The sequence below is a fragment of the Arthrobacter sp. AD-310 genome, assembly GCF_054656615.1.
Genome location: NZ_BAAHNO010000013.1, coordinates 86,151 through 96,822, shown reverse-complemented (window position 1 = coordinate 96,822; position 10,672 = coordinate 86,151). Strand labels below are relative to the sequence as shown.

General features: G+C 68.4%; 11 protein-coding genes. 3 read left to right on the top strand and 8 right to left on the bottom strand.

The window, feature by feature from the left end; translation table 11 throughout:
* The 4 genes from ACYQ1Z_RS09890 to ACYQ1Z_RS09875 form a co-directional block, all read right to left on the bottom strand.
* Positions 1-662, bottom strand: a 662-nt coding sequence (locus ACYQ1Z_RS09890) for a YcnI family copper-binding membrane protein (protein ID WP_459792338.1), incomplete at its 3' end; no start/stop codon positions are given.
* Between the two features lie 90 nt (positions 663-752).
* Positions 753-1,379 (bottom strand): hypothetical protein, encoded by a 627-nt coding sequence (locus tag ACYQ1Z_RS09885; protein WP_459792337.1) that lies wholly within the window; start codon positions 1,377-1,379, stop codon positions 753-755.
* Between the two features lie 227 nt (positions 1,380-1,606).
* Positions 1,607-2,677, bottom strand: a complete 1,071-nt coding sequence (locus ACYQ1Z_RS09880) for an NAD(P)H-dependent flavin oxidoreductase (protein ID WP_459792336.1) — start codon at positions 2,675-2,677, stop codon at positions 1,607-1,609.
* 65 nt (positions 2,678-2,742) lie between these two features.
* The gene (locus ACYQ1Z_RS09875) at positions 2,743-2,964 is read right to left on the bottom strand and encodes a hypothetical protein (protein ID WP_459792343.1); all 222 of its coding nucleotides are present in this window, start codon (positions 2,962-2,964) and stop codon (positions 2,743-2,745) included.
* A 198-nt stretch (positions 2,965-3,162) separates the two neighbouring features.
* Here ACYQ1Z_RS09875 and ACYQ1Z_RS09870 point away from each other — a divergent pair, with 198 nt between their 5' ends.
* The 3 genes from ACYQ1Z_RS09870 to ACYQ1Z_RS09860 all read left to right on the top strand — a co-directional run bounded on the left by ACYQ1Z_RS09870 (position 3,163) and on the right by ACYQ1Z_RS09860 (position 5,693).
* Positions 3,163-3,510 (top strand): hypothetical protein, encoded by a 348-nt coding sequence (locus ACYQ1Z_RS09870; RefSeq protein ID WP_459792335.1) that lies wholly within the window; start codon positions 3,163-3,165, stop codon positions 3,508-3,510.
* Between the two features lie 183 nt (positions 3,511-3,693).
* Complete coding sequence (locus tag ACYQ1Z_RS09865; protein ID WP_459792334.1) at positions 3,694-4,911, top strand: NRAMP family divalent metal transporter; 1,218 nt, start codon at positions 3,694-3,696, stop codon at positions 4,909-4,911.
* Positions 4,908-5,693, top strand: a complete 786-nt coding sequence (locus ACYQ1Z_RS09860; RefSeq protein WP_459792333.1) for a putative hydro-lyase — start codon at positions 4,908-4,910, stop codon at positions 5,691-5,693. Before ACYQ1Z_RS09865 ends, ACYQ1Z_RS09860 begins: the two co-directional genes overlap by 4 nt.
* A 67-nt stretch (positions 5,694-5,760) precedes the next feature.
* Here the strand turns inward: ACYQ1Z_RS09860 and ACYQ1Z_RS09855 are convergent, their stop codons facing one another.
* From ACYQ1Z_RS09855 to ACYQ1Z_RS09840, 4 genes are read right to left on the bottom strand one after another with little or no spacing between them, the layout of a single operon-like run.
* Positions 5,761-6,453, bottom strand: a complete 693-nt coding sequence (locus ACYQ1Z_RS09855; protein ID WP_459792332.1) for a GntR family transcriptional regulator — start codon at positions 6,451-6,453, stop codon at positions 5,761-5,763.
* A 30-nt stretch (positions 6,454-6,483) separates the two neighbouring features.
* Positions 6,484-8,217: an acetyl/propionyl/methylcrotonyl-CoA carboxylase subunit alpha gene (locus ACYQ1Z_RS09850; RefSeq protein WP_459792331.1), complete on the bottom strand. Its 1,734-nt coding sequence runs from the start codon at positions 8,215-8,217 to the stop codon at positions 6,484-6,486.
* Between the two features lie 11 nt (positions 8,218-8,228).
* A complete protein-coding gene (locus ACYQ1Z_RS09845) occupies positions 8,229-9,887 on the bottom strand; it encodes a 5-oxoprolinase subunit B/C family protein (protein WP_459792330.1) in 1,659 nt (552 codons plus the stop codon).
* The gene (locus tag ACYQ1Z_RS09840; protein WP_459792329.1) at positions 9,884-10,642 is read right to left on the bottom strand and encodes a LamB/YcsF family protein; all 759 of its coding nucleotides are present in this window, start codon (positions 10,640-10,642) and stop codon (positions 9,884-9,886) included. The genes ACYQ1Z_RS09845 and ACYQ1Z_RS09840 overlap by 4 nt, the downstream gene beginning before the upstream one ends.
* Positions 10,643-10,672 lie beyond the last annotated feature (30 nt).

The window sequence follows — 10,672 nt, the reverse complement described above, 5'->3', positions numbered from 1 at the left end:
GCCCAGCTGCGGGGCCCGGCGCCGCTGTCGGCCACTGCTGCGGCCTGCTCCGTGCCTTCCGTCGCATGCCCGGCGGAGTGCGGTGTGGAGGCAGTAGCGCCGTGCCCGGAGCCTGCCGCTGCCGTCACGGTGAAGGACGGCGCCGGTGCTTCCAGGGAGTGCGGGTCCTCGCCGTCCTTCGCGACCTGCGACCAGTCGGTCTGGCCGGTCTCACAGGTCTGGAGGGTGGGGAAATGCAGTGTTGTCCCGGCGGCGTCGGGGAGCTTCACGGACAGCACCAGGGCGTCGCGGAGTTCGTGCGGGAGGGGCTGTTTGGCGGTGTAGACGATCTTGCTGGTCCGCTTGGTGATGGACGAGCCGTCCGCGAGCTTCCGGGGCTCCGGCAGCTGCTCGGTGACCTTTTCCACGGTCCAGTTCGGGTTGACCGTTGGCTGCGCGTCGTTGAGTTCCGCGGGAAGGGTGATGGCCACCTTGGTGGTGCCCGATTCCTCGCAGCCGTGCGGGATCCCGAAGGTAAGCAGGGCGTAGGAGTTGGCATCGGTCTTGTCGGGGGTGACGCCGACGTGAGCGGCGGCGCCTCCGGCCCCTGCAAGCAGGAGCGCTGCTGCTCCGCCGGTTGCTGCGGCAGTGGTCAGGGAACGGCGAAGGAAGGAGGTAATCATGGGTTGCCTTTCTGGCACACGCCCGGTTTCGGGCGCGCGGAAGTGTTTTGGGGGCCGGATGGGGTCCGGTCCGTGTTGGAAGGAAAGCCGTTAGAAGGAAAGCGCGACGGCGGAAGGCGGGCCGCGTCGGCTGTCTTGCCGGAGGTTCCGCCATGGACGCCGGTGCACGGCGGGAGGCGGGAAAGCAGCGTAAAGCGGGGGAACGGCGTCGGGAGCCGCCGGCCGGGGAAGCCCGGCCAGTGGCCTCAGCCAGGCGGCAAGGGTCCACAGGGCGGCCTCACCCTTGGCCAGCAGCAGGGCGCAGCCGAGGGTGGCCAGGGCGTGGGCGGCCAGCATGGCAGGAGCGGAACCGGAGTCCGCGGGCATGTGTCCGTGCACCGCCATGAGTTCCGGAAGGACTGCAACTCCGTGCTGGTGGCCGGAGGGCCCGGGACGCGTACCAACGGGCAACGCGGGGGTGCTGAAGAGGGTGAAGAACTCGTGCAGCACCAGCTGCCCGGCACCAAGCAGCGCGCCGATAGCGGGAAGGTTCAGGCGCAGCCGGGTTACGGCGGTGCTGACGAGGGCTGTCAGCGCCAGGACGGCCAGCATGATTGACGGGGCGGGCAGCTGGCCGCCGCCTGCGGTGTGGGCGCCGGCGGCGAGGCTGAGGATGACAGCGGCCAGGGCGGAGGACCGGAGGAGGTGGAACGGCGTGCGCTGCCGGTGCCGTGGCACGGGGTCCTCCTCTTGCGGTGTCCTGGCTGGTACTGCGTGGTGCCGGTTTGTGGGGGTCCGGGCTGGTTTTGCCCGTCCGGATTCTACCGGTGGTTCGTCCCGCACCCTGAACCGGATGGGCGTCATCGCCGACGGTGTGGCACCGCGACCACCGGGTTCGGTGCGCGGGGACTGCTCCCGCGCACCGAACCTCAGCTTCAGTGCGCAGGCCGGTACGAACGCTGGATTCAGGCTCCGGCCAGGAGTTCGGCCAGGACGTCCTCCGCTGTCTGGTGCCGGAGCAGGGGAGCGGACTGGCCCGCCCACAGGGACATCAGCTCCGTGTTTCCGCGTGCGGCGGCCTCGGGGCGGAACCGGCCGGTCAGCCAGTTCTGCACGGGGAACGGAGCAATGCCGGGTGAACCGGTGAGGTCCCGGACCACACGGTTGGGAATACCGCGGGCAAGCCTGCCACTGAGCGCGCGGGTCAGTACGGTGTGGCGGGCGCCAGGGCTGTGCAGCAGGGACCGGTAGGCGGGCGCGGCAGCTGACTCCCGCGTTGCCAGGAAGGCAGTCCCCACCTGCACCGCCCCGGCGCCCAGGGCCAGGGCGGCGGCAAACCCCCGCCGGTCCGCGATCCCGCCCGCGGCGATGACCGGGACACGGACCGCGTCGGCCACCTGCGGGACGAGCGAGAACGTGCCCACGAGCGAATCCTCTGCCGGCTTGAGGAAGGAGACCCGGTGCCCGCCGGATTCGGATCCGCTGGCTACGACGGCGTCCACGCCCCCGGCCTCGAGCGCCACGGCTTCCTCCACGGTTGTGGCCGTTCCCAGGACCTTGATGCCGCGCCGGTGTGCCCCTTCCACCACCTCGGGCGCGGGCACGCCGAAGACAAAGCTGGCGACGGCGGGACGGGCTTCCAGCGTTGCCTCCACCTGCTCGGCGTAGTCAGGCATGTAGCGCACGGGCATTGCTGGAAGGGGGAGTCCAAGCTCCTCGAAGTAGGGCTTCAGCGTTTCCGTGTAGCGGTCGAAGTCCGCCTGTGGCACGGATGTGGCCTCGTCACCCGTCGGCACCCACAGGTTGAGGGCGAAGGGCTTGGCTGTGGCGGCGCGCAGCTCCGCTGCCGTCCGGTGGATGGCACCACCGTCGTACCCGTACAGGCCGTAGGAACCCAGCCCGCCGCCGTCGGACACGGCCGCCGTGAGCTGCACCGACGAAACCCCGCCGAACGGGCCCAGGACCACTGGCACGTCAATGCCCAACAGTTCGGTGATGCGGGCGGGATGGGGCGCGGGGTGGGACTGCGGGGTCATGGCGGTCTCCTGGCTTGGGCCGTACTGGTCGGTACCCAGTCTTGCAGGCTCTGGCCGGTGGTCCGTCAACTGCCCGGCGCGGGCGGTGGTCCGGCCAGGTCATAGCCGTCGGCGATGTGGAACATGCGGCGCCCGTCCGACGGCGCCACCACCCACACCACCGTGCCGTCCGCGGTGCGCGAGTCCACCGTTCCGGCGTGGATGCTGGTTCCGTTCCTTCGTACGTCCACGGGGTCGCCGATCTCCACGTCGTCCCAGCGGGCAGGGCTGGTGACGCGGTTCGCCATTGAAATCACGGTTGTTCCTTTGCTGGGGGTGCTGTGTGCGGTCAGTGCCATCAAACCGGTGCGGCCCAGGCGGCTTCAATGGAGGACTGACCACCGCGGCCGGAGGCCGCTTGTGCAGCCCTCCAGCCGGCGGTAGGTCCGTCGGGACGGGCGGCGTTAGACTGCCAGCGTATGAGTCGGCGATCTAAGGAGAAGTTCATGGACTACACCGGAAGCCAGTCAGAAAAGGTTGTTCCCGCGGGTGAACTTGGCCGGAGCCACATCGGCCAGACCGTCAGCTTCCAGCCCAACGAGTTCACGGTGGTCTTCGGGAAGCTCGCCGGTATCGCCCGGACCGAGGCGATGGTCTACCTGTCCCTGCAGGGGGTAGGAAACGGCACCCATCTGAAGGACGAATACGACCTGCCGCTTACGCATGACGTCTACGTGCCGGTGGACGTCATCAGCAATGCGGAGTCCACCATCAAGGACCTTTTCGGCAAGGTCCAGGAAAACCTGCGCGGGGCTGGCCACAAGGGCGGCGAGGACCGGACAGACAAGCTCTAGCCGCCGGCAGTATTTCTGTGACGGCAAGGCCGGCGCCCAGTGGGTGCCGGCCTTGTTGCGTTGAAGGGCGGGGTATCCCGGAAAGAGTTGTTGAACAATACCTTGCGCAGATTGTTCAACAACCTGTATCGTCAATGGGGATGATCAATGTGACTCCAGTCACCCTGAACAATGGATGGACCCATGGCTGAGACCGGCACAAAAATAACCCTGAGCGCCTCTGCCCGGCGCACGGCCCTGATGGGGGCCATGTTCCTGATGGCCACCAGCGCCATCGGGCCGGGCTTCATCACGCAGACCACTGTCTTCACTGTGCAGATCGGCGCTGCCTTTGCCTTCGCCATCCTGGCGTCGATCCTGATCGATATTGCCGTCCAGATGAACGTGTGGCGCGTCATCGGCGTCACCGGGCTGCGCGCCCAGGAACTCGGCAACAAGGTGATTCCCGGCGTCGGCTGGTTCCTGGCGGCACTGGTTTTCCTCGGCGGAATCGTGTTCAACATCGGCAACATCGCCGGCACCGGCCTGGGTGCCAATGCGATGCTTGGCGTGGATCCGAAGGTGGGCGGCACCGTGTCCGCCATCGTCGCCATCCTGATCTTCCTGAGCAAGAAGGCGGGCATGGCGCTGGACCGGATTGTGGTGCTGCTGGGTGCCGTCATGATCCTGCTCATGATCTACGTGGCCATCGTTGCCGCCCCTCCCGTCGGTGAGGCACTGAAGAACACGTTCCTGCCCGAGACCGTTGACTTCCTGATTATCACTACGCTGGTGGGCGGGACCGTGGGCGGCTACATCACCTACGCCGGTGCCCACCGCATGCTGGACTCCGGCGCCACCGGCATCACCCACGTCCAGCAGATCACCCGCAGCTCCATCCTCGGCATCGTTGTCACCGGCCTCATGCGTGTCCTGCTCTTCCTGGCGATCCTTGGCGTGGTGGCCGGGGGCACGGTTCTTTCCAGCAACAACATGGCGGCAGAGGCGTTCGGTGCTGCGGCCGGGGAAATCGGCACCAGGATGTTCGGCATTGTCCTCTGGGCAGCTGCCGTCACCTCCGTCATCGGCGCCGCCTTTACCTCCGTCTCCTTCGTCACCTCCTCCAAAACACCCGAACGCAAGCGCAACCTGATCACCGTCGCCTTTATCGCCGGCTGCGCCATCGTCTACGTGTTCCTGGGCCAGGCGCCGCAGCAGCTGCTGATCTTCGCGGGTGCCTTCAACGGCCTGATCCTTCCGGTGGGCTTCGCGGTCCTGTTGTGGGTTGCCTGGCGCCGGCGCGACCTGATGCACGGTTACGTCTATCCCAAATGGCTGCTCATCGCCGGTTTCGTCACCTGGCTGCTCACGCTGTTCCTTGGCTGGAACTCCCTCATGGGTCTGGCAAAGCTGTGGGCATGAGCGCCAAGGCTGCCACCACGCCCGCCGCCGCACGCGAAGCGTTCCGCGGCGGGCTCGTGGAGCCCACCGCCGGCTGGTCCCGCGGATTCGCCCAGGCCAACGTCCTGGCCATTCCACGGGAGTACGCGTTCGATTTCCTGCTGTTCGCCCAGCGCAACCCGAAGCCCTGCCCCATCCTCGGGGTCCTGGAGCCGGGGGAAACCACCGGTCCGCTGCTGGCCGGCGGCGACATCCGCACCGATGTTCCCAAATACACGGTTTACCGGGATGGCGCGAAGGTGGATGAACCCACGGACATCACCGGCTACTGGCGCGAGGACCTCGTAACCTTCCTGATCGGCTGCTCATTCACGTTCGAAGCAGCCCTGCAGGACGGCGGGATCGCCATCGCCCACATCGACCAGGGCGTGAACGTGCCCATGTACCGGACCAATCGCCCGTGCGCCCCGGCCGGGATGATGGCCGGACCCATGGTGGTCTCCATGCGGCCGGTCCCCGCCGGGCAGGTTGCCGACGCTGTCCGCATCACCTCCCGCTACCCGGCAGTGCATGGCGCGCCCGTGCATGTGGGCAACCCGCAGGAGCTTGGCATCACTGACCTTGGCCGCCCCGACTTCGGCGACCCCGTCCGGATCCCCGACGGGCATATCCCGGTCTTCTGGGCCTGCGGGGTCACGCCCCAGGCCGCGGTGATGGAGTCGCGCCCGCCGCTGGCCATAGGCCACGCGCCCGGACACATGCTGATCACCGACGCACGGGACAGCGACTACCTCGTCCCATAAGCCCCTTAAAAACGGTCTGGTGCCCGCCCCAAAGGGAGCGGGCACCAGGCCGTTTAAGCGGGCAAGTTCAGTTCCGGGCGGTGGCCAGACCGGCCAGGTGTCCCAGCAGTTCGGCCTCGGCGGCGTCCAGGTATTCACGCAGCTCTGCTGCGGCCTGGGCGTTTTCGCCTGCCCGCAGCCGTTTAACCAGCAGGACGTTGCGGTCAACGTAGTGGCTGTGGAAGTCGGGCGCGGAGGACATGGCATGGAAGACCAACCTCATCTCAGCCAGGACCCGGTCCATCAGCCTGCGCAGCGTTTCGCTGCCGGTCAGGCCGACCACCTCGCGGTGGAAGGCCTGGTTGGCGTCGGCCATCTCCGCCACTGAGCCTGCCTCGCGGGCAGCCATTGCCCGCTGGACAATAGCCTCCATGGTGTCCAGCACCTCTTTGGAGGGAGAGCTCCACAGCACGGCTGCAGGCTCAATGGTGCGCCGGACCCGGTAGATTTCCCGTACCTCGTCCACCCCGGGGGACGCCACAAAGACGCCCCGGTTGGGGATGCGCCGCACTATCGACTCTTCGGCAAGGCTGGTGAACGCCTGCCGCAGGGTGTTGCGCGAGACGCCAAGGGCGCGCGAGAGGGCTTCTTCGGACAGCTTCGACCCGGGCGTCAGTTCACCGGCCGCGATCCGGCCCCTCAGTACTGACGCAATCCAGGTTGTGGTGTGGGCGTGTTCTGCTGCGCCTTCCACTGCCGCCTCATCCGTTGCCATGCTCATGGCGTTTCCCCCTGTCGTCGACTAAGAATGCTAGCTGACGGTGCCCAGCACTTCACCGCGCGCAACAGCGGCACCGGGTTCTTGTCCGCCGCGGTGGAAGGTACCGGCGCCGGATGAAACCACCACGGTTTCCATCTTCATCGCTTCCAGGACCGCAACCGGCTCCCCGGCGGCGATGGGTGCGCCGTCGTCTGCCACCCACTTGACCAGGTTCCCGCCCATCGGGGCAGTGATCCTGCCGTCCGCTTCCGGGGCACCTCCGGCCGGGGACGGCGCGCCCGCAGTACCACCGTGCATCAGGGCGTTGAAGACCTGGGCAGGCAGTCCGAGCTGGACGGCCCTGCCGTCGATCTCGACGGTCAGGGTTTCGCGCCTTGCCAGGGGTCCGGCGGTTCCGCTGGACAGTGCTGCTTCCAGGGGTGCGGCGAACTCCGTCTCGATCCAGGTGGTGTACACGCCCAGCTTGTCTGCAGCCGTGAAGGCGGGCTCACGCACCACGGCACGGTGGAAGGGCACCACCGTGGGGACGCCCTCGATCCGCAGTTCGTCCAGGGCGGCGCGCGCACGGCGGAGCGCCTGCTGGCGGTCCTCCCCGTGGACGATGAGTTTGGCGATCAGGGAATCGTATTCGGCGGGGATGACGGAGCCGGAGCGGACTCCCGAGTCCACCCTGATGCCGGCTCCGGTGGGAGCCTCGAACACCTCGACGGTGCCGGGGGAGGGCAGGAACCCGCGGCCGGCGTCTTCGGCGTTGAGCCGGAACTCGATGGCGTGGCCGGACGGGGCGGGGTCTTCGGTGACCGATACCGGCAGCCCGGCGGCGATCCGGAACTGCTCGCGGACCAGGTCCAGCCCGGACGTCGCTTCAGTTACCGGGTGCTCGACCTGCAGGCGGGTGTTCACTTCGAGGAAGGAGATGACGCCGTCCGGGGCCACCAGGTATTCCACGGTTCCGGCGCCGGTATAGCCGGCCTCCCGGCAGATCGCGCGGGCGGACTCGTGGATGCGGCTGCGCTGTTCGGGGGTCAGGAACGGGGCCGGCGCCTCTTCCACAAGTTTTTGGTTACGGCGCTGGAGTGAGCAGTCGCGGGTGCCCACCACCACAACGTTGCCGTGTGTGTCGGCCAGGACCTGCGCCTCGACGTGCCGCGGTTTGTCGAGGAACCGCTCCACGAAGCATTCACCGCGGCCGAACGCGACGGTGGCTTCCCGGACGGCGGAGTCGAAAGCGTCCTCGATATCCTCGGTCCGGTAGGCAATCTTAAGGCCCCTGCCGCCGCCGCCAAAGGCGGCCTTGATCGCCACAGGGACGCCGTATTCGGCGGCGAACGCCCGGACTTCCTCGGCGTCGGCCACGGGTCCGTCCGAGCCGGGGACCAGGGGCGCGCCGGCGCGGACGGCGATCTCGCGGGCGGTGACCTTGTTGCCAAGGCTCCGGATGGCCTCGGGTGAGGGGCCCACCCAGGTAAGTCCGGCGTCGAGCACCGCCTGCGCGAAGTCCGCGTTCTCGGACAGGAAGCCGTAGCCGGGATGGACGGAGTCCGCGCCGGAGCGGGCCGCGATGTCCAGGATCTTCCCGATGTTCAGATAGGTGTCGGAGCTTGCCGAGCCGTCCAGCGCGTAGGCTTCGTCGCTGAGGCGGACGTGCAGGGCGTCGGCGTCCGGGTCCGAGTACAGGGCGACCGACTCGAGGCCGGCGTCCGCGCAGGCCCGCACGATCCGTACGGCGATCTCACCGCGGTTGGCGATCAGGACTTTTTTCATGGTTGCTTCTTTCACGTGCTGGGGACGGGGGCAGCCGGCTGCAGCGTTTCGGGATCGACCTCCACGAAACGCACTGCCGTGCCCGGGGGAAGCTGCGCGGCAGCGGGCAGGTCTTCGGGGACGACGGCGCCAATCACCGGATACCCGCCCGTCACGGGGTGGTCAGCGAGGAACAGGACGGGAAGGCCCGACGGCGGCACCTGCAGTGAGCCGGCCACGACGCCTTCGCTGGGGAGTTCCCCGGTGCGGGAGCGCTGCAGCGCGACACCGGGCGACGGTTCCGGACGGGATCCGGCAGCTCCGGGCTCCAGCCGGAGGCCGATCCGGTTCGATTCAGCCGTTACCGTCCATACCTGCGCCGTGAGGGCGGCGCGCGAATCATCGGTGAACCAGTCATGCCGGGGGCCAGCGGTGATGCGGAGGGTGACCGGCAGGCCTGAACCCCCGGAAGCAACATCAGCGGCCAGGCTGGACGGTTCCGGCTGGCCCACCGCACGGGCAGTATCCACGGCACCGACGGGCAGCACGGTTCCTGCAGCCAGGGGAGCGGGGCCGATGCCGGACATCAGGTCCGTCGAGCGGCTGCCAAGCACGGCGGGAACGTCAATTCCGCCGCGGACCCCCAGGTAGGTCCGCAGCCCAGCTCCGGGAACCTCGAGGTGCAAGGTCTCGCCGTCGTGGAGCGGGAATGGGGCGTCCATTGGAACCGGCCGGATGCCGGTGCGGCCCCTGACTTCGGCGGCCGCGGGTGCTCCGCTCAGCGCGGCGGTCAATTCGCCGCCAGCGCGCACCTCCAGGCCCCCGAGGACGGTCTCAATGACGGCGTCACCGGGACGGTTGCCCACCAGCCGGTTCGCCTGGCGGGCGCTCCTGGCGTCCGCCGCACCCGCGGGGGAAACTCCCAGGTCTCCCAGCCCCGGCCGGCCGAGGTCCTGAACCAGCGACTGGGGACCGGGCGAGATGACTTCCAGTGAAGGCCCGGTGCGCACCGGTTCATGTGCAGCAGCCGCGCTTGCCGGCTGCCGGTCCTCGGCGGTGAGCTCCACGAGTTCGCGGACTGCCACATACTGCACCCTGTTTCCGGGCCGGACCAGTGCCGGCTGCTCCCGTTCAAGGTCCCACATCCGTGCGGACGTGTGGCCCACGAGCTGCCAGCCGCCGGGAGAGCGGCGGGGGTAGACGGCCGAGAAGTTTCCCGCCAGTGCCACGGAGCCGGCGGGCACCGCGGTGCGCGGGGTGCCGCGGCGCGGAACATTCAGTGCGTCGTGTTCGCCCACAAGGTAGGCGAAGCCGGGAGCGAAACCGCCAAAGGCGGCCGTCCACACCTGCCCGGTGTGCGCGGCGACGACGCCGTCGGCACCCAGTCCGGTCAGCCGGCCCACCTCGGCGAGGTCTTCGCCGTCGTACACCACCTCAATGCGCACCGGCTCTTCCGGGGCCGCTGTCGCGAAGGCCTCTCCTGTCTCGAGTTCTTCAAGGATCTTCCGGGCCGCGCCTGCGTGGGCGCGGGAATCGAAAACAGCCAGCACCGTCCGTGCAGCGGCAAGGACGTCCACCTGGCCCGCGGGAGGATCTGCCAGCAACCGGGCGTGGAAGGCCAGCACCGACTCGAGGGAATCGAGCTCCACGAGCAGGGCCCGGGGCCCGGCCCAGCGGATGTCTGGCCTCACGCGAAGCTCCTGATTCCCACGCCCGCCGCCTCAAGTTCGCGGCGGACGGCCGCTGCCATTGCCACGGCACCCTCCGTGTCGCCATGGAGGCAGATGCTTTCGGCGGAGGTGCGGATGGTGGAACCGTCCCGGGCGACGATAATGCCTTCGGTGGCAAGGCGGACCATGTTGGCGGCCACCACGTCCTCGTCGTGCAGGACGGCGCCTGCCTCACGCCGGGAGACAAGCGTGCCGTCAGGGTTGTAGGCACGGTCGGCGAACGCTTCTGCCACTCCCCGCAGGCCGGCGGCTTCCGCGGCCGCAAGGGCAACGGAGCCCGGCAGCAGCAGGAGGGGCAGGTCCCCGCCAAAGGCCTTGACGGCGTCGACCACCGCCTTGGCCTGGGCCTCGTGGCTGACGATCGTGTTGTAGAGGGCGCCGTGCGGCTTGACGTAGCGGATGCTGCCGCCGGCGGCACGGGCGATCGCATCGAGGGCTCCGAGCTGGTAGAGGACATCATCGGCCAGTTCAGTGGGGGAGCAGTCGATGAACCGCCTGCCGAAGCCGGCGAGGTCCCGGTAACCCACATGCGCTCCGATGCTGATGCCCGCGGCTACGGCGTCCCGGCAGGTCCGGGCGATCGTGGAAGGGTCCCCGGCGTGGAAGCCGCATGCGACATTGGCGCTGGAGACCGAACGGAAGATGGCCGCGTCATCGCCCATGGTCCAGTTTCCAAAGGACTCTCCGACGTCGCTGTTGAGGTCAATGAAGGCCATTAGTGATTCCCGTCTCCTTTTGGTGGTCTT

Excerpts from the sequence above, each read along its gene's own strand:
- ACYQ1Z_RS09870 (WP_459792335.1), top strand. The coding sequence starts at position 3,163 with ATGGACTACACCGGAAGCCAGTCAGAAAAGGTTGTTCCCGCGGGTGAA.
- ACYQ1Z_RS09855 (WP_459792332.1), bottom strand. The coding sequence starts at position 6,453 with ATGAGCATGGCAACGGATGAGGCGGCAGTGGAAGGCGCAGCAGAACAC.
- ACYQ1Z_RS09875 (WP_459792343.1), bottom strand. The coding sequence starts at position 2,964 with ATGGCGAACCGCGTCACCAGCCCTGCCCGCTGGGACGACGTGGAGATC.
- ACYQ1Z_RS09865 (WP_459792334.1), top strand. The coding sequence starts at position 3,694 with ATGGCTGAGACCGGCACAAAAATAACCCTGAGCGCCTCTGCCCGGCGC.
- ACYQ1Z_RS09840 (WP_459792329.1), bottom strand. The coding sequence starts at position 10,642 with ATGGCCTTCATTGACCTCAACAGCGACGTCGGAGAGTCCTTTGGAAAC.
- ACYQ1Z_RS09850 (WP_459792331.1), bottom strand. The coding sequence starts at position 8,217 with ATGAAAAAAGTCCTGATCGCCAACCGCGGTGAGATCGCCGTACGGATC.
- ACYQ1Z_RS09860 (WP_459792333.1), top strand. The coding sequence starts at position 4,908 with ATGAGCGCCAAGGCTGCCACCACGCCCGCCGCCGCACGCGAAGCGTTC.
- ACYQ1Z_RS09880 (WP_459792336.1), bottom strand. The coding sequence starts at position 2,677 with ATGACCCCGCAGTCCCACCCCGCGCCCCATCCCGCCCGCATCACCGAA.